The sequence below is a fragment of the Pseudomonas sp. IT-347P genome, assembly GCF_949768005.1.
Classification (GTDB): domain Bacteria; phylum Pseudomonadota; class Gammaproteobacteria; order Pseudomonadales; family Pseudomonadaceae; genus Aquipseudomonas.
Genome location: NZ_CATKPQ010000060.1, coordinates 75,083 through 93,572, shown reverse-complemented (window position 1 = coordinate 93,572; position 18,490 = coordinate 75,083). Strand labels below are relative to the sequence as shown.

Here is an 18,490-nt window from a genome sequence, read left to right as displayed (position 1 = left end):
CTCGATTCGATCGATGTACAAGTGCCCGCCTGGGGAAGCTCCGTTCCCGCCTGATTCGAAAATCAGGCGCACCCGTTCGGCTCGACAGCCACCGGTTCGAGTGTTTCCAAAAAATGCCAGCAGGAAGTGACCATCCCCTGAAAAGGCAGGCGCCTCCTCAGGGGATAAGGTTAGTCAGAAATCAGGATTTCTTGTCGTCAGCCGCTTTGTCGGTCGGATTGGCGATCAGGGCCTTGAGCTCGTCGCTCATCGGGAAGTTCAGGTTCAGGCCTTTTGGCGGAATCGGTTGCATGAACCACTTCTCGTAGATCTTGTTGATCTCGCCCGACTTGTAGGTCGCGACGATGGCGTCATCGACAGCCTTTTTGAAAGGCGCGTCGCCTTTGCGCATCATGCAGCCGTAGATTTCATACGATTGTGGGGTGCCGGTCACGGCCCAGTCGGTGGCTTTTTTGGCCTTGGCGGCTTCGCCAGCCAGCAGTGCGTCATCCATCATGAACGCCACGGCACGACCCGATTCCAGCATCTGGAAGGATTCGCCATGGTCTTTGGCGGAGATGACGTTCATGCCCATCTGCTTGTCGGCGTTCATTGCCTTGAGGATGCGCTCGGAGGTGGTGCCCGCGGTGGTAACGACGTTCTTGCCTTTCAGATCGTCGAAATCCTTGTACTTGGAGTCAGCCTTGGACAGCAGACGCGTACCGATTTCGAAGATGCCGACGGAGAAGTCAACCTGCTGCTGGCGCTCGACGTTATTGGTGGTGGAACCGCACTCGACGTCCACGGTGCCGTTCTGCACCAGCGGGATACGGGTTTGCGAGGTCACCAGGTTGTATTTGACTTGCAGGTTTGGCAGGTCGAGGTCTTTCTTGATCGCTTCGACGATAGCCAGCTGGATGTCGTGGGAGTAGCCGACCGGCTTGCCGGAAGCATCCGCGATGTAGGAGAACGGGATGGAGGCGTCGCGGTGGCCCAGGGTGATCACACCGGACTCTTTGATCTTCTTCAGGGTGCCGGTGAGTTCGGCGGCGAAAACTGGCGTGCTGATCAGAGCGGCAGCAATGGCTGCGCCCAGGATATGGGGAACGATGCGCATCAAATTTTCCTCGACATTGTTTTTCTTATGGAGCCAGTTTGTCGGCCCTTTTGTGCTTCGAATGCCTGACGGCTCCTGAAGTGTTGGCGCAACAGGCATTCGTCGAGAGAGTGTAGAGCATGACTCGTGCCAGGCCAGCTGCTGATGGTTAACTCGATGATTTATAACGTTATTAAAGTTTTGTGGCAGTGGTTTTCGGCTTGACTGATCCGGTTAACCGAATCGACCGCAAAGTCGCGTTCGGAAAACCGAACGAGAAGCCTCAGCGCCACACCGGCAGGCAATCAAACACAAACAGCAAATGAGACACCGCGCAGATCGCCCCGAAAAACAGCACCAGTACGATCATCGGCGTACCACCCCACACCCGATAGCGTGGACTGCCAAAGCGCTTGCGCGAGGCCCGGGCCAGGAATGCCGGGGTGATCACCGCCCATAACGTCGCCGCCAAACCGGCAAAACCGATGGCATGCAGAAAGCCTTCCGGCCAGAGAAAGCCGCAGAGCATCGGCGGCGCGAAGGTGACGGCGGCGGTTTGCAGGCGCCCGGCGGGGCTGTCGTCGAAGCCCAGCACATCGGCCAGGTAATCGAACAAACCCAGGGTCACCCCAAGAAATGAACAGGCCACGGCGAAGTTGGAAAAAAACGTCAGCAGCAGATCAACGTTGGCGCTATTGAGCCGTGAGCCCAGGGCGCTGATCAGCACATCGATATTGCCACCGCGCTGGGCGATGTCCTTGAATGCGTCGCGGGGAATGTTGCCCATGCTGCACAGCATCCACACCAGATACAGCGCCAGCGCGATCAGGGTACCGCCGATCAGGCACGCGCGAATGCGCTGTGGGTCCTTGCCGTAGTGCTTCATCAGGCTCGGCACGTTGCCGTGAAAACCGAATGAGGTCAGACAGAAGGGCAGGGTCACCAGCAGATAGGGCCAGTAATGGCTGTCGCCGCCGTTCAGATTGAGCAGCGTGGGGCTTTGCACATGGCCCAGCAACCCGCCGAAGGTCAGAAAGAACGCAAGAATTTTCGCCCCGAACACCAGCGTGGTCATGCGGCTCACCGCCGTGGTGCTGAGCCAGACGACAAACGCCACCACCAGCGTGAAACACACGCCACCGGCACGCGACGACAGCGCCAGCCCGAGTGATTGCGCCGTGTGATGAAGCACCGAACCGCTGGCGGAGATGTAGGCGTACGTCAGGGTGTAGAGGACAAAGACAATGCTCAAACCATTCAACCGGCTCCAGCCACGCCCGAGCAGATCCCGGGTAATGGTGGAAAAACTCGCGCCTTCACGGTAGTTGAGATTGGCTTCGAGAATCATCAGGCCCGAGTGCAAGGTGCAGAACCAGGCAAACAGCAGCACAGCGACCGAGCCGTAGAACCACAGCCCGGACATGATCACCGGCAGCGAGAACATACCGGCACCGACGATGGTGCCGCCGATGATCATGGCGCCGCCGAGAATCGACGGCGAGCGTTCGACAGCGGGTACGGAGGATATTGAGGTGACGCGCATGGCAAGGCCCGCAATTTGAATTGTTATATGGCTGTGGTTGACACGGTTCCTGTGGGAGCGGGCTTGCCCGCGATCGCGGTGGTTCAGTCAACAGTGATGTCGCAGCTGATGGCCTCTTCGCGGGCAAGCCCGCTCCCACAGGGTTTTGTGTCGGATGGCGATTCAGCGGATACCCAACAGGTGCGTCAGATGCCGCACGTTCGCCAGCAAAAAGTCGTCCTGCCCCGGCAGCGCATCGAACGACAGGCCCACCGGTAACGCCCCTTTCGGCGCTACCGGAACGCTGATGCTCGGCGCCGCCAGATTGCTCGCCGGGTCGGTATTGCGCACGAAGGTTTCGAAGTTGCTTTCATCCGAACAAGCACTGAGCAATGGTGCGCTGCAGGTCACAGTCGGGTAGGCGATCAGGTCCAGTTGATGGTTGCTGAACAACGCGCGGTATTCCTTCTCCAGACGCAGTTTGCTCATCAATGCCTGCACGTAGTCGGTGTAGGAAATCGCCGGGCTTTCCAGTTGGGCGGTGAGGATTTTCTTGATCGCCGGATCGCGGATCTGCGCGAGGATGTCGAGGAACTGCTCACCGCGTCCTGCTTTCATCAGGAACCGCGGAAAATCGATGAAGAATTCATAGATCGGCAGCGGAAACTGAATGCTCTCGTTGATCTCGCCAATCACGGCATCGTCGACCGGCACGAGGATCACACCGCGCTCTGCCAGGGTAGCGATGGCCGCGCGGCAATCACGCTGCACATTGGCGGCGAGGTCGGCCCAGAGAAAACCCTCGGGAATACCGATGCGCAACGGCCGGGTGTCGGCCTGATGCAGACGTCCGGTGAGTTGCGCGTGAACGAACTGACAATCCTCCACGGTGCGGGTCAGCAGGCCCGGGGTGTCTTTGGTTTGCGACACCGGGACGATGCCGTCACGCGGATAAACGTCGGTGGTCGGGCGAAATCCGACGATGCCGCAGAACGCCGCCGGTATCCGTACCGAGCCCCCGGTATCGGTGCCGACCGCACAGGCCACCAGCCCGGCCGCGACGGCGGCAGCACAACCGCCACTGCTGCCACCGGCACTGTGGCGTTCATTGACGGGGTTGAGCACCGCGCCATGGGCATGGTTGGCCGAGGTCACGCCGAACGACAATTCGTGCATGTTGTTCTTGCCGACAATCTGCGCGCCCAATTGCCGGAAGCGTCCGACGATGCCGGCATCGGTCTGTGGCACATAATCGGTCAGCCCGGGCGTACCGGCGGTGGTCGGCAGGCCGCTGACGTTGATGTTGTCCTTGAACGACACGGGCAGGCCATACAGCGCGTTGTTGCGCCCGGCGGCAGTTGCCTTGAATTCTGACGGATCGAAGGTGATGAAACTGTTCAGGTGTCGCATCTGCGCATGACGCTCACGCAGGGCGTGCTGCCAAGTGTCCGGGCAGTGTTGGCCGCTGCGAAATCCGCTGACGAGCTGTTCAATGGAAAGCTGGCTGTACATAGAGAATTCTCGGATTGAAATGGCCGGGATCAGCAGTAGCGGTACTGCGAGTGCAGGTCATCGAGCGGGTTACCGGCAATCAAATCGCCGCCTAGGCTGCAGATCACCGCACACGCGCCATTCAGCGCGGTTTGAATCGCGCCTTCGGCCCAGCCGCCAGTGAACGAGGCACCGCAACCGGCCAGGTACAATCCGGTGTCCTGTTGCGGATCGAGAGCCGTGCGGAACTGATAGAACAGGCGCTCGGAGTAAATATCGTCGCCGGGGAAATTCAGTTTGAAAGCACCGAGTGCGTGTTTGTCGGTCAGCCAGTCGTATTCCAGAACGTAGCGCTGGTAGTCACCGTCCAGCGGGAGCAGGTGGCTGGCAAATTCCGGCGCGCTCATCGCCAGTTCATCGACCAGACGCAGGCAGCGTTGCACCTTGTCGGTCATCGAGACCATCTTGTGCGAGTCGTCTTCCCAGGTGTAACTGATCAGCACCACGCCCCAGGAGTCCGGATCGTGCGGCGCGTAGTCGAGGCAATACACGCCCTTGACCAGGGTGTCGGTCTGAATGTTTTGCGCCAGGCCATGTTTGAGCCAGAACTTGTCTTTGGTCAGGATGAACAGCTTGGACGAGCCGACCATGTGCGTTTCGTTGATTGCCCGCGCCACGTCGCGATTGACGAACGCCTGGTTCTGCGTGAGCTTGAGATTCACTTGCAGGGCGCGGGTCGTGGTGGTGGTGATCACGCGGTCGCAGGCATAGGTTTCGCCGTTGCTGCCGGCCAGCAGAATTTCGCCCGTCGCGCCTTTGTTGATCGATTCGATGCGTGTGCGGCAGATCATGTCGCGCAGATGAATGCCGTTGAACGAGGTATCGGCAATTCGCTCGGCCAGCGAGGAAATGCCGTTGGGCACCAATCGCTGATTGACCTCCAGGGCATTGACCACCAGCCGCAGGATTTCGGTGAACGAGGCGCGGTACACCGACTGGAAACCGCCGGAGCCAATGCCCAGCGAGCCGAACAGATGGAAGTCTTCGGGTTTGCGCCACGGCTTGCCGCCCGGCGGGTATTTGCCGGTGAAGATGCGCACCATCGCCGAGTAGAACGAGCTGTCGCCAAAGCAGTCCAGGTAACGTTGCCACTCGGGCTGCACTTCGCAGTAATTGTGCTGCTTGAGCAGTTCGGTGATCAGCAGCGGCGGCGCCAGGCACGTGCCGTCATCGAGGGTAACGCCTTCGCTGAGAAACGCGATCCAGCCTTGGTGCACGGTGCTGAACAGCGCCGGTGGTGGTTGCATCGCCGCCCAGTGATGAGCCTCGCCACGGTAGTGGATTTCGGTGTCGACGACGCCTGGATCGGGAAACGCTTCGGTGGTCTGGATGCCGAAACGATTGAGGTAGTGAAACAGCCCGACTTCACTCGGCGGAAAGCGCATGGCGCCCATTTCGGCGATGAATTGCGGTTGTTCCTGGTCAAAACACTGGGTCAACAAACGCCCGCCGACATGGTCCGGCTCTGCCTCGAACAGGGTGACCCGGCGCGCACCGGCCCGCAGCAACTCGTAGGCGGCGACCAGCCCGCTGAGGCCGGCGCCAACGATGCCGATGTGTTTTTCGGCGGTTTCGGGCGGCAAGTAACCGATGGCTTCGTCGGCATTGCGTAGAAACTGGCCATAGTCATACAAAAGATCGACGTAGGGAAAAGACAGGCACGCGGACGCCTGACGGGAATCATGGGCAATAGGCTTCACAGGGGGGATTCTCGGTCGATCAGATAATGAGTTGCAGGCTTTCAAGGGCGCGTGCGGGGTTGAGCAACAGGATCTTCTTGCCGTGAATTTTCCACGTGCCATCGATGTTGATCAGTTGATGTTCGACGGTCACCGGGTAGTGCCATTCGTTGTCGCCGCGGGCTTCGCAATAGAGCATGTTGGAGCTGGCGAAAGCGCTGAACGAGGCTGCGTCGAGTGTGATGCGCGGGCGCTGGGCAATGTGCAGGCTGCGGCTCTTGGGCTGCTGGGAAAAGTTGCGCGCATTGGCCAGCCGGTTGATCCGCAGCGTGGTCAGAAAGCGGTCTTCATACACCAGCGACGATTCGTGCAACGGGCTGACCTGTTCACGGGTCATGGGAATCCAGTAGTGGTAGTCATCGCTGAGCAGCTGTTGCCAGGCGTCGAAATCCTGCTGATCGAGCAAGTGCAGTTCGGTCTCGATCAGTTGCTCGATGGCGTGGTGATCAGATTGATTGTGTTGCATGGTCGTCCCGCATCAAGTGCTGCCAACTGTTATAGAAATTACGCATGGCCATTTCGCTGGTGCCGGACACCACCTGGGTCTGCGCGTAGGATTCATTCGGGCTGAACAAGCGGGCGACGTTGACCCAGTCGTTGGCGTCGCTGGCCAGGCCGTCCATGGCCCGTTCGTACATTTCCACGTCGTCGTGGGCGACCATCGAACATGGCGAGTTGATCAGGTTGTTGTACTGCACGGTTCTTTCCAGCAACTGCACGGGGGCGCCCTGCAGTTCGAAGATCCACGACTCGACGATGGTTTCGCGGGCGCTGACCGGTTTGATCACGCGCAAGGTCTGGATCGGTCCCTTGACCATCAGGTTGGGGAAATACACGGTGTTATGACGGGTGTCGTCGAGGATTGCCCGGGCCTGCTCTTCACCGTAGCTTTCGACCATCAATTCCCAATAGCCGGGGATGTCGGTGTACGCCTTGTGGATCGAATTACTCACCCCTGTGTGCCCGTGGCCGTTGGGCCAGACGCGAATGCCCATGCCGGCGAAAAACTCGTAGGAGGCCATGAACGGCGAAAACAGTTCGACCGCCATCGGTGGCTTGCCCTGCGCGCCGGTTGCCTGCCACAGGCGTATCGCTTCGCCGGCCGACGATTCGTGGGCGATCATCGGGTGGCAGGTGTCGGTCTGGTTGTCGACGACCATTTTCCAGTTGCAGCGATGGCGGTGCAGCAATGGCTGGCCGATCACTTTCAACTGGCCTTGTGGCGAGCGCATGACCATGTTGTCGAGGGTCGACAGCGACTCACCGAAAAAATCCTCGAAGCCGATGCCTTCTTCGCTCAGACGCACGAACACGAAGCCGCGATAATTGTGCACCGCAGTCACCGGGCGCATGCCTTTGTGCGCGGAACAGCTGCTGAGGTCGCAGTCGTCGTATTCCTTTTTCACCGGAATGCTCAGCAGTTCGCCATCAGTCTTGAAGGTCCAGGCGTGGTACGGGCAACGCATGAAACGGCCGACATTGCCGCGAGCTTCGGCCAGGACTTTCACGCCTTTGTGCGGGCAGCGGTTGTGCAGCACGACGATGGCGCCGTGCTTCTGCCGAACCATCGCCAGCGGCTGTTGCGCGAGGGTGGTGGTGAAGTAGTCGCCGGTCTCGGGGATCAGGCTGTCGTGACCCAGGTAACACCAGCTCGCGGCGAACACGCGCTGCTGTTCCTGTTCGAAAAGCGCCTGATCAAGGAACAGAGATTTGTGCACTTCTCTGCCATTGAAATAGTTGTCCAACGGGGTGTCCTCTCTCAGATCGCCAGTTTCAGGCGCGGGCTTTTGGCGCGGGAGACGCAGGGGTAGATTCGCGCACTGCACGCCGCTTCCTGTGCGCTCATGATGAAGTCGCGGTGATCGACGTCGCCTTCGAGTACGTCCAGCGCGCAGACCCCGCATTCGCCACGACGGCAGTCGTAAAGCGGATCGAGCCCGGCCGCTTCCAGGGCCTCGAGCAACGACTGCTGCGGGCCGACATTGATGCTGACGCCGGAGTCGGCCGCCTCGATGACAAAGCCTTGCGCGGTGTCATCACGGGCCACGTTGAACACCTCCAGATGAATCTGCTCACGGGCGAGGCCGGCGCTTTCGGCGTGGCTGAGCACTGCGCTGAGCAGCGCCGTCGGGCCGCAGACATAGAGCCGGTCATCGGCGCTGAGGTCGGCCAGCACTTCACTGATCGCCGGGCGACTGCCGGAGAGGTGCAGTTGCATGCGTTCCTGCAACTGGTCTTGCAAATGCCGGGCATAGACCGCGTCGTCGACGCTCTTGGTGAAGTAATGCAGGTGCGCAGGGCGGTTCAAGGCGCGCAGGTGGCGCAGGATGCCGGTCAGCGGCGTGATGCCAATGCCGCCAGCAATCGCGATATCACGCCCGCTGTCAGCATCGAGGGGGTAGTTGAAGGTGTTCAGCGGGCCTTCCAGTTCCACGCTGTCGTTCACAGTCAACGCGCGGATGTATTGGCTGCTGACCGAGTCCGGTGCGAGGCGGATAGCGAAGGTGAACTGGCCATCCTCAAGCTCGTTTACATGCACCGTCGAGTAATGACGACAGTCATCCAGCCCCGGGATCAGCCATTTGAAGTGCGCACCGGCATGGGTCATGTCCGCCAGGGAGGCCGGACCGCTGACGGTGACTTCCTTGATCGACGCCGAGAGCATCCGGCAGTGAGTGACGGTGTATTTCATGCAGGTTTTTCCTGGCTGATCGGTGTTTCGTGCAGGTACAACCACTGGACGTCGTGGTGCTGAACGCGAAGGATCGCCAGCGAAATACGCGCGGTTTCGCTGTGATTCAGACGATGGGTTTCCTTGTAGCGCAGAGCCACGGTCGAACCTTCGTGCCAGACCGTGTGCAGGTCGCTGATCAGGATTTCCAGGCCTTTGCGGGCACCGACGGCGCCGCTGAACAGTTGCTCGACTTGTGCCCGACCGACCACCGCTGCCGAGGTGGTGACCATGCTGAAGTGTTCGGCGAACACATCCATCAGCGGTGCGATCGCATCTGCGCCGGCACCGTCGGCATCGGTGAAGACGCGATGAATCAGTTCATGCACGTGGTGAATACTGTGTTGCGCTCGTTCAACCAGGTTGTTGTTCATGGCATTCCTTTGGAGGATTCAATTGACTCATCTGAAACAGCGGGAACAGCCCGACCAGTGCCGCAATCGCGAACGTCGCGTGGTAGGCCTGTGTGGTGTCGAACTGCTTGAGCAGCACGTTGAAAATCATCAGAAACAACGCGGCACCAAGGCTGAACGACATCTGCCGGTTGATGTTCCAGATCACGCTGGCCTTGTGTGTATCGCCTCCAGCGAAATCCATCAGCGAGGTGGTTTGCGCAGTGTTGGCACCAATGCCGCCACCAATGCCCATCAGGCTGTAAGCGATGACAATCACCCACAGGTCCGTCGGATCACTGACCAGCATCAGCGTGGCGATGCCGGCGCTGTGCAGCAGCATGCCGAGGGTGAACAGGCGTTTCGCGCCGACGCGGTTATAGACTCGACCGCACACGCTCATGGCGATGAAGGCGCCGATGGCGTAGAGGATCATGAACATCCCGGTCAGCCGGGCGCTGAAGTGCAGGGTGTTCTGCAGGAAGAAGATGCTCATCAGGTTGACCCCGGTGAACACGCCGGGAATCGCGTAATAGATGAAGATCGAGGTGCTGAGTTTTTTGCTTTTGAGCAGGCTCAATTCGATGATCGCGTTGCTGCAGCGGCGGTAGTGCAGCAGGTAGAGCGCGATGAACAGCAGGCCCGCCGCGACGCAGATCAACGCGGCCAGTGCCGGGTAGTCGCCACCGTACAGCGACATGCCCATCAGCAGGCTGGCGAGTGCGGCGCTGACCAGCAGCAAGCCTTTGATATCCGGACGCGCCAGTTCCGTTGGCTTGCTCTCCCTGATCCACCACCACGACAGCCCGGCGGCGATCAGCGAGAACGGAATGTTGCTGTAGAACACCCAGCGCCAGGAACTGCTGTCGACGATGATGCCGCCGACCGTTGGCGAAATGGCCGGGGCGATCAACGCGACAGCCATTACCAGTGTGGATATTTTCGCTCGCTGTTCGCCCTGAAACAGATTGAAGGTCAGTGCCTGACCGACCGGAATCAGCAGCCCGCCACCGACGCCTTGCACGAACCGCCAGATCACCAGTTCGTGGAAGCTGTCGGCCATGCCGCACATCCACACGGAACCGGTGAACAGCAACATCGAAGCCGTCAGTATCTCGCGGCTGCCGAAACGCCCGGCCAGCCAGGTGCTGACTGGAATAATCAGGGTCAGACCCAGAATATAAGCATTGGCAACCCACGCCACTGATGAAGTACTGACCTGCAAAGTTGCCGATATACTGGGCAATGCCACAGCCGACATGAATATATTTATACAATCAATAAAAAAGCCGATCAGAAAGATCAGCGCGATCTTATAGCGATAGTTCATGTTGTATCCCCTTTGCCGCGCAGCATAGGGGCGATGGACTTGAAGTGTCGATACGACTATGCTTAAAACAATGTTTGACAGGATTTAACAGTGAGCAATAACGCCATGCACTCTCATCTTAATCGGGTCCAGACGTTTCTTGCGGTGGTGGATTTTGGTTCTTACACCAAGGCGGCGAATTATCTGAGTATCAGCAAAGCCATGGCCAGCCTGCATGTCAAGGCGCTGGAAGAAGTGTTGTCGGCGACGCTGTTGATCCGCAATACCCGTAATATATCGCTGACTGAAATTGGTCAGGAGTTTTATGAGGAGTTCAAAGGTATTGTCGCAGACATTGACAATGCCTTTGATAATGTTCTCAAAGGTAATAATCGGGTATCCGGAAAGTTGCGGATTAGTTCCACCAGTGAGTACGGTGAAAAGTATATTCTGCCGTTGATTCCACTGTTCTCAGAGCGTTATCCGGAAATTCGTCTGTGCTACAACTTCAACTCTTCGTTGAATGATCTGGTGGCGGAAAAGCTGGATCTGGTGATTCGTCTCGGCAACCTGGCGGACTCTGCGTTCAAAAGTCGCAAACTGGCCGATTATGAAATCGTGCTGGTCGCCACCGAGGCTTTTCTCGCCCGGCATCCGGTGGGTGAACCGCAGGATCTGAACAACGTGCCGTGGATCGCCAACAGCAATTTGCAGGCGCCGACCCAGTGGACATTGCGTCATGGGCAAGGGCAGGGCGTCGAGGTTGGGGGTACCAGCCACTTCGAGTCGAATTCTTCGACGGCGATTCGCTCGATGACGTTGTCGTCGCTGGGTGTGTCGGTTCTGCCTGCCTGGGTGGTGGCAGATGACATTGCCAGCGGACGTCTGGTGCGCTTGCTGCCCGAGTATTCGCTGCCTTCGCAGTCGATCAATGTGGTATTTCCCAACACCCCGCACCTGCCGCACAAGTCGCGGGCGTTTATCGATTTTCTGTTGTTGCATCTGGCGCAGTGATCCCGGCCCCAAAGCCCCTCACCCTAGCCCTCCCGAAACGTCGGACCGCCCGTAGGGAGAGGGGACTGATCGTGTTGTCCTTGCGAGTGATGCCGACCTGAAATATCGAGTCGACCTCAGAATTTGAACGGCCCCGGATCGGCTCCCTTTCCCTAGCGCATTATTTGAACGCCCCCCGATCGGCTCCCTTTCCCCCTCGCCCCTTGGGGGGAGAGGGCTGGGGTGAGGGGGGCAGGATCTCATTGGCACAATAAAAAGCCCCTGAATCTCACAACTCAGGGGCTTTCATCCAAACGACGATCCGAAAATCAGGCCGCTTCGATCTTGCGGTTCTGTTCAATCTTGCCCAGATAAGCAGCGAGTTTTTCCTGCTCTGCCGGCGTTGTGAACAAACCAAGCTTGCTGCGGCGCCACAGAATGTCGTGGGCAGTGGTTGCCCACTCTTCGCTGCACAGGTAATCGACTTCACGGGTGTAGAGCCCGCCGCCGAGGTGTTCGCCCATGTCGGCAAGGGTTTCCACCCCTTCAAGCATGCGCCAGGTGCGGCTGCCGTAAGTAGTGGACCAGCGACGAGCAATCTCGGTCGGGACGAAGTCGAATTTGTCGCGAATCAACGCGCTCAACGCCTGCGGGGTGGTCATGTCTTCACCGCCGGGCAAGGTTGCCGTGGCGGTCCAGCTCGGGCGCATCTGGGTGAAGAACGGCATCAACTGCGCCATCGCCGACTCGGCGAGTTTGCGGTAGGTGGTCAGCTTGCCGCCGAACACCGACAGCAGCGGTGCTTCTTCAGTACCGCCCGACAAGGCCAGGGTGTAATCGCGGGTGACGGCCGACGGGTTGTCGGATTCGTCGTTGCACAGTGGGCGTACGCCGGAGTAGCTGTGCTGGATGTCGTCACGGCTGACCTGCTTCTTGAAATGTGCGTTGACCACTTTCAGCAGGTAATCGGTTTCGCCTTCGGTGATAGCCACTTTCGCTGGATCGCCAGTGTATTCACGGTCGGTGGTGCCGATCAGGGTGAAGTGGTTCAGGTACGGAATGGTGAACACGATGCGCTGATCTTCGTTTTGCAGAATGTGCGCATGATCGCCTTCGTACAGCTTCGGCACGATGATGTGGCTGCCCTGAATCAGGCGAATGCCGTACGGCGATTCCATCTTCAAGTCGTCACGGATGAACTTGGCGACCCATGGGCCGGCGGCGTTCACCAGCGCTTTGGCGGTGATCGAAAACAGGCTGCCGTCGGCCCGTTCCAGATGCAGGTGCCACAGGCCTTTGGTGCGACGGGCGCTGACGCAACGGGTCTGGGTGTGCACATGGGCGCCTTTTTCGCGGGCGGCCATGGCGTTCAGAACAACCAGACGGGCGTCATCCACCCAGCAGTCGGAGTATTCGAAGCCTTTTTTGATTTCGCTTTTCAGCGCGCTGTCGGCACCGAACTTCAAGCTTTTCGAACCCGGCAGCTTTTCGCGCTTGCCAAGGTTGTCATAGAGGAACAGGCCCGCGCGAATCATCCACGCCGGACGCAGGTGCGGACGGTGTGGCAGCACGAAGCGCATCGGTTTGACGATGTGCGGCGCCTTGGCCAGCAGCACTTCGCGCTCGGCCAGGGCTTCACGTACCAGACGGAATTCATAATGTTCGAGGTAGCGCAGGCCACCGTGGATCAGTTTGCTGCTGGCCGACGAGGTGTGACTGGCCAGATCGTCTTTTTCGCAAAGGAACACCGAAAGCCCGCGCCCGGCGGCATCCGCTGCGATCCCCACGCCATTGATCCCGCCGCCAATAACGGCGATGTCGTAGATCTCGGAGATTGGGGGCGTACGCAAGGTAGAGGTGGACATCGGCTGGCCTCGGGTTCTTTTGATTTTCTATATTGGAAATCGAACATGAATGTTCATTTGCGAAAATGGTAGCCCATAAACACGCGCACAGCCAGTCACGTTCGATTGAAAAAACTCATCGAAAGGCAGAGAAAGGAAAATTTTCGAACATGAAGTGCGCGCAAGGGCGCTAGGAGTGTGCTGTTTATAAGGACTTCTTCGCGAGCAAGCCCGCTCCCACACGGGATACGCATTCCAAATGTGGGAGCGGGCTTGCTCGCGAAGAGGTCCTTACAAACAATGAAGGAGGTTAAACGACTTCCAGGCGAATCTTGTGTTGGCTCAACAGTTGCGCCAGCGCCGGCACGGGCTGCTGATCGGTCACCAGGCAATCGATCAGACTGATCGGCCCCAGACGAATCATCGCGTTACGTCCGAACTTGCTGGAGTCCGCCGCCAGAATCACTTGCCGCGCATTGGCAATGATCGCCTGGGAAACCCGCACTTCCTGGTAATCAAAGTCGAGCAAACTGCCGTCTTCATCAATCCCGCTGATCCCGACCAGGGCGAAATCCACCTTGAACTGATTGATGAAATCCACGCTCGCCTGACCGACGACACCGCCATCACGGCGCACGTTGCCGCCGGTCAGCAGTACATCGAAATCATCCTTGGCACTGAGCATCGACGCCACATGCAGGTTGTTGGTGATGATCTTCAGGTGGTTGTGATTGAGCAGGGCGCGGGCAATCGACTCGGTGGTAGTGCCGATGTTGATGAACAGCGAGGCGTGGTCGGGGATCTGTGCGGCGATGGCTTCACCGATGCGTTGTTTTTCATCACGCATCTGGTCGGCGCGCATTGCATAAGCAGTGTTTTCAACGCTGGAATCATAGGCCGCGCCGCCATGGTAGCGACGCAGCAGATTGGCTTCCGCGAGCTGATTGATGTCGCGGCGAATGGTTTGCGGGGTTACAACGAACAGCGTGGCCATTTCCTCGATGCTCACATAGCCGCGTTCGCGGACCAGTTCGAGGATTTGCTGCTGACGGGGAGGCAGATTCATGGGGCTTCCTTTGGGCTGCCGTGCAAAATTTGCCCATGATGCCGCAGGAATCCGCTCCCGACCAGTTAGATGCCTATCTGGATCTGAAGGTTGGCTTATTCAGCGTCTTCACGCGCCCAGTCACGGGTGCGGCTGACGGCTTTTTTCCAGCCTTTGTACAGCTTCTCTTTCTCGACTTCGTCCAGGCTCGGTTCGAACTCGCGCTCGATCACCGCTTTACCGCGCAGTTCTTCCAGGCTGCCCCAGAAGCCGCACGCCAGACCGGCCAGATACGCGGCGCCGAGTGCCGTGGTTTCGCGCATTTGCGGGCGTTCAACCTGCGTGCCGAGGATGTCGGCCTGGAACTGCATGAGGAAGTTGTTCGCCACCGCGCCGCCATCTACACGCAGGGCTTTGAGGCGTTCGCCGGAGTCCTGTTGCATGGCGTCTAGGACGTCGCGGGTCTGGTAGGCGATCGATTCCAGTGCGGCGCGAATAATGTGATCCACACGTACGCCGCGGGTCAGGCCGAACAGTGCGCCACGGGCATAGGGGTCCCAGTACGGCGCGCCCAGGCCGGTGAACGCCGGCACCAGGTACACGCCATTGCTGTCCTTCACTTTATTGGCGAAGTATTCGGTGTCGTGGGCGTCGTTGATGATTTTCAGTTCATCACGCAGCCACTGCACGGTCGAACCGCCGTTGAACACTGCGCCTTCCAGTGCATAAGCGACTTCGCCACGCGGACCGCAAGCGATGGTGGTGAGCATGCCGTGTTGGGATTTCACCGCTTTGTCGCCGGTGTTCATCAGCAGGAAGCAACCGGTGCCGTAAGTGTTTTTCGCCTGGCCTGGCTCGACGCACATCTGGCCGAACAGGGCGGCTTGCTGGTCGCCGGCGATACCGCCGATGGCGATGCCGCTCTTGGTGCGGCCGTAGATTTCTGACGAAGCCTTCACTTCCGGGAGCATTTCGCGGGGGATATCGAGGATCTCCAGCATCTTTGAATCCCACTCCAGCGAGTGAATGTTGAAGAGCATGGTGCGCGAGGCGTTGGTGTAGTCGGTGACGTGCACCTTGCCGCCGGTGAATTTCCAGATCAACCAGCTATCGACGGTGCCGAACAGCAGTTCGCCGTTGCGCGCACGCTCGCGGCTGCCTTCGACGTTGTCGAGGATCCACTTCAGTTTGGTGCCGGAGAAGTACGGGTCGGTGACCAGACCGGTGTTGTCGCGGATGTAGTCTTCGTGGCCATCGCGCTTGAGTTGCTGGCAGATCTCGGTGCTGCGGCGGCACTGCCAGACAATGGCGTTGTACACCGGGCGGCCGGTGGTCTTGTCCCAGACCACGGTGGTTTCACGTTGGTTGGTGATACCGATGGCGGCCACCTGATCGTGATGCAGGCCTGCCTGGGCCAGCGCCTCAACCATCACCGCGCTCTGGGTGGCGAAGATTTCCATCGGGTCGTGTTCAACCCAACCGGCTTGCGGGTAATGCTGGGCGAATTCGCGCTGTGCGGTGCAGACCACGTTCGCGTCGCGGTCGAAAATGATCGCGCGGGAGCTGGTCGTACCCTGATCGAGGGCAATGATGTAGTTCTTGTTCTGAATGTCGGTCATGTCGATTGCCTTGGACGAAATAAGGGAGAGTGGGCCGTGGCGCAGGCTCTATTGGGCAGGAGCCTGCGCCGACTGTTTCAAGAAGTTCTTGGTTTGCCGTCAATGGCCGGTTCTGCATCCTTTGTAGCAGGTGTGGCGCCGGTCAGGTGACGGGCGATGAGCCCGCGATACCCGGCAGCGCCGAGGCAGGCACCGACAATCGGTGCGAAAATCGGAATCAGGAAGTACGGAATATCGCGGCCGCCAGTGAAGGAAATTTCACCCCAACCTGTGAAGAAAGTCATCAGTTTCGGACCGAAGTCACGCGCCGGGTTCATGGCGAAACCGGTCAGCGGCCCCATCGAGCTGCCGATCACCGCGATCAGCAAACCGATCAGCAGTGGTGCCAGCGGGCCTTTCGGCAGGCCATTATTGTCGTCGGTCAGGGACATGATCACGCCCATCAGGATGGCGGTGATGATCATCTCGACCAGGAATGCCTGAGCGGTGGACAGCACCGGGTTCGGGAAGGTCGAGAACACCGAGGCCAACTCAAGGCTGGCAGCGGAGCCGCGAACCATTTGGTGAGTTTGTTCGTAATCGAAGAAAAGATTGCTGTACAGCGTGTAAACCAACAGCGCGCCGCAGAACGCGCCGGCGATCTGGGAAAGAATGTAGAACGGCAGTTTGCGCTTTTCGAAGTCGGCGAAGATCGCTAGAGCGATGCTCACGGCCGGGTTCAGATGCGCGCCGGAAACACCCGCGGTGAGGTAGATCGCCATGCTCACGCCGACTCCCCAGATGATGCTGATTTCCCACAGGCCGAAGCTGGCGCCCGCGACTTTGAGCGCGGCGACACAGCCGGTGCCGAAAAAGATCAGCAGTGCAGTACCCAGAAACTCGGCCATGCATTGGCTTGAGAGCGATGGTTGCGGTAAAGCAGTTGTCATTGAAAACCTCGGTTTTTGTTGTTGTCTGGCGCAATGCCGTCGGGGCAGGGCGCGATTTTCTCCGGGTTGGAATCCCCATTCCGTTGCCGGTTTACTGCTGAGTGCTGCGATGATGATAATTCTTACATTATTCAGATTCGAAAAAATATAGACAAGAAACAAACCTGTCAAAGGTCGAAAGTGAACCGTCGGTCACAATAAAACTATTCGTCGTGTGAATGATCCCGTGTGGTCCAGGCGCATCGACGTCTGCGAATCACCTGCAAGCCACGGGATTTGCGGCTTGGGATAGAGCCTTTTGCAGGCTGATCACCTAGAATCCGGCGGAGGTTTTTTTTGCCATTGCCGAGCCTGGAGCTGCCATGACCCCTGCGTTGGACTTGTTGAAAAAAGTTCGTGCCGAACATCGCGTGCACAGTTACGAACATGATCCGAAGGCCGCGTCCTATGGGTTGGAGGCCGCAGAGAAACTGGCACTTGAGCCGGCGCAGGTGTTTAAAACGCTGCTCGCGGCCAGCGAAAAAGGCGAGTTGCTGGTGGCAGTGGTGCCGGTCGTCGGAAGCCTCGACCTCAAAGGCCTGGCCCATGCCGCCGGGGTGAAAAAAGTCGAGATGGCTGACCCGGCAGCGGCCCAGCGCTCCACCGGTTATCTGTTGGGCGGCATCAGTCCGTTGGGGCAGAAGAAGCGCCTGCGTACCTTCATTGATAATTCGGCTCAGGGCTTTGCGACGATTTATGTCAGCGCCGGTCGGCGCGGGCTGGAGGTCGAATTGGCGCCCGCCGTGCTTGCCGAACACACCCAGGCGAAATTCGCCGACATCGGCCGTCCATAGCCGATATTGCTGTATGTAGAAAATTGGCTGGTTCTGTCACTGGCGCCGATCGCATCGTGCTTGCATGCTCTGCCAACTGACTTAGGGAGAAGGTTATGCAGCTCGAGTTTCATCAGGTCGACGCGTTCAGTGATCGGCCGTTCAGTGGTAATCCCGCGATGGTTTATCGGCTGGAGGCGTGGCTCGCCGATGAGCTGATGCAGAAGATCGCAGCCGAGCACAATCTGGCGGAGACTGCGTTTCTGGTGCGCGAAGGCCAGGCTTGGCATATTCGCTGGTTTACCCCGACCACTGAAGTACCGTTGTGCGGGCACGCCACACTGGCCAGCGCATACGTATTATTCGAGATCTACAAGGAAAGCACCGAGCGTATCGACTTCACCTGCAAATCCGGGCCTTTGAGTGTCAGCCGTGAAGAGGGGCGCCTGTGGCTGGACTTCCCGTCGATCGTGCCGTCAGAGATCGGTGTGACCCTGGACGTCGAGCGGGCGCTAGGGGTTGAGGCGGTGGATGTGCTCGGTTCCAACGAACTGTTTGTGGTGCTGGAGTCGGAGCAGGCAGTACTCGATTGCACACCTGACATGGTCGCGCTGGCCAAACTGCCGTGGCTCGGCGCTATCGTGACGGCACGCGGCAATCAGCACGACTTCGTTTCGCGCTACTTCGCGCCGGCGATCGGCATCAATGAAGACCCGGTCACCGGCTCGACACATTGCAGTCTGATTCCGTATTGGTCCAAGCGTCTGGGCAAGTCGAGCCTGACCGCGTGCCAGCGATCGGCGCGGGGTGGGGAGTTGTTCTGTCGGCTGGAGGGCGAGCGGGTGAAGATCGGCGGTAATGCCACACTGGTTGCCAGTGGCACCCTGATCCTGGGCTGAACCTGAAACCAGATGTGGGAGCGGGCTTGC

The 18,490-nt window shown here is 58.9% G+C and carries 16 protein-coding genes; 3 read left to right on the top strand and 13 right to left on the bottom strand.

Annotation, left to right across the window (positions count from 1 at the left end; genetic code table 11):
* Positions 1-181 precede the first annotated feature (181 nt).
* From ACM6IV_RS27435 to ACM6IV_RS27395, 9 genes are all read right to left on the bottom strand, one after another.
* On the bottom strand, positions 182-1,096 hold the full coding sequence (locus ACM6IV_RS27435; protein WP_414872475.1) for a glutamate/aspartate ABC transporter substrate-binding protein: 915 nt from the start codon (positions 1,094-1,096) through the stop codon (positions 182-184).
* Between the two features lie 262 nt (positions 1,097-1,358).
* Positions 1,359-2,618, bottom strand: coding sequence for a tryptophan permease (mtr, locus tag ACM6IV_RS27430; RefSeq protein ID WP_414872474.1), 1,260 nt, complete (start codon positions 2,616-2,618; stop codon positions 1,359-1,361).
* 162 nt (positions 2,619-2,780) lie between these two features.
* Complete coding sequence (locus ACM6IV_RS27425) at positions 2,781-4,109, bottom strand: amidase family protein (RefSeq protein ID WP_414872473.1); 1,329 nt, start codon at positions 4,107-4,109, stop codon at positions 2,781-2,783.
* A gap of 29 nt (positions 4,110-4,138) precedes the next feature.
* Positions 4,139-5,848, bottom strand: coding sequence for an NAD(P)/FAD-dependent oxidoreductase (locus tag ACM6IV_RS27420; RefSeq protein ID WP_414872472.1), 1,710 nt, complete (start codon positions 5,846-5,848; stop codon positions 4,139-4,141).
* 19 nt (positions 5,849-5,867) lie between these two features.
* Positions 5,868-6,353, bottom strand: coding sequence for an aromatic-ring-hydroxylating dioxygenase subunit beta (locus ACM6IV_RS27415; protein WP_414872471.1), 486 nt, complete (start codon positions 6,351-6,353; stop codon positions 5,868-5,870).
* A complete protein-coding gene (locus ACM6IV_RS27410) occupies positions 6,334-7,632 on the bottom strand; it encodes a Rieske 2Fe-2S domain-containing protein (RefSeq protein ID WP_414872470.1) in 1,299 nt (432 codons plus the stop codon). Before ACM6IV_RS27410 ends, ACM6IV_RS27415 begins: the two co-directional genes overlap by 20 nt.
* A gap of 14 nt (positions 7,633-7,646) precedes the next feature.
* The gene (locus tag ACM6IV_RS27405) at positions 7,647-8,579 is read right to left on the bottom strand and encodes a flavin reductase family protein (protein WP_414872469.1); all 933 of its coding nucleotides are present in this window, start codon (positions 8,577-8,579) and stop codon (positions 7,647-7,649) included.
* Complete coding sequence (locus ACM6IV_RS27400; protein ID WP_414872468.1) at positions 8,576-8,992, bottom strand: DUF4440 domain-containing protein; 417 nt, start codon at positions 8,990-8,992, stop codon at positions 8,576-8,578. The genes ACM6IV_RS27405 and ACM6IV_RS27400 overlap by 4 nt, the downstream gene beginning before the upstream one ends.
* Positions 8,973-10,340, bottom strand: coding sequence for an MFS transporter (locus tag ACM6IV_RS27395; RefSeq protein WP_414872467.1), 1,368 nt, complete (start codon positions 10,338-10,340; stop codon positions 8,973-8,975). The genes ACM6IV_RS27400 and ACM6IV_RS27395 overlap by 20 nt, the downstream gene beginning before the upstream one ends.
* A 105-nt stretch (positions 10,341-10,445) precedes the next feature.
* Between ACM6IV_RS27395 and ACM6IV_RS27390 the strand changes: the two genes are divergently transcribed.
* Positions 10,446-11,333: a LysR family transcriptional regulator gene (locus ACM6IV_RS27390; RefSeq protein ID WP_414872466.1), complete on the top strand. Its 888-nt coding sequence runs from the start codon at positions 10,446-10,448 to the stop codon at positions 11,331-11,333.
* A gap of 308 nt (positions 11,334-11,641) precedes the next feature.
* On the opposite strand, the gene glpD is transcribed toward ACM6IV_RS27390, so the two are convergent.
* The 4 genes from glpD to ACM6IV_RS27370 all read right to left on the bottom strand — a co-directional run bounded on the left by glpD (position 11,642) and on the right by ACM6IV_RS27370 (position 16,749).
* On the bottom strand, positions 11,642-13,177 hold the full coding sequence (gene glpD, locus ACM6IV_RS27385; RefSeq protein ID WP_414872465.1) for a glycerol-3-phosphate dehydrogenase: 1,536 nt from the start codon (positions 13,175-13,177) through the stop codon (positions 11,642-11,644).
* A 289-nt stretch (positions 13,178-13,466) separates the two neighbouring features.
* On the bottom strand, positions 13,467-14,222 hold the full coding sequence (locus ACM6IV_RS27380; RefSeq protein WP_007916700.1) for a DeoR/GlpR family transcriptional regulator: 756 nt from the start codon (positions 14,220-14,222) through the stop codon (positions 13,467-13,469).
* A 95-nt stretch (positions 14,223-14,317) separates the two neighbouring features.
* Entirely contained in the window at positions 14,318-15,820 is a 1,503-nt protein-coding gene (glpK, locus tag ACM6IV_RS27375) for a glycerol kinase GlpK (RefSeq protein ID WP_122606844.1), read from the bottom strand.
* A gap of 77 nt (positions 15,821-15,897) precedes the next feature.
* On the bottom strand, positions 15,898-16,749 hold the full coding sequence (locus ACM6IV_RS27370) for an MIP/aquaporin family protein (protein WP_414872464.1): 852 nt from the start codon (positions 16,747-16,749) through the stop codon (positions 15,898-15,900).
* 362 nt (positions 16,750-17,111) lie between these two features.
* Here ACM6IV_RS27370 and ybaK point away from each other — a divergent pair, with 362 nt between their 5' ends.
* On the top strand, positions 17,112-17,582 hold the full coding sequence (ybaK, locus tag ACM6IV_RS27365) for a Cys-tRNA(Pro) deacylase (protein ID WP_090285884.1): 471 nt from the start codon (positions 17,112-17,114) through the stop codon (positions 17,580-17,582).
* A 95-nt stretch (positions 17,583-17,677) separates the two neighbouring features.
* On the top strand, positions 17,678-18,460 hold the full coding sequence (locus tag ACM6IV_RS27360) for a PhzF family phenazine biosynthesis protein (protein ID WP_414872463.1): 783 nt from the start codon (positions 17,678-17,680) through the stop codon (positions 18,458-18,460).
* Positions 18,461-18,490 lie beyond the last annotated feature (30 nt).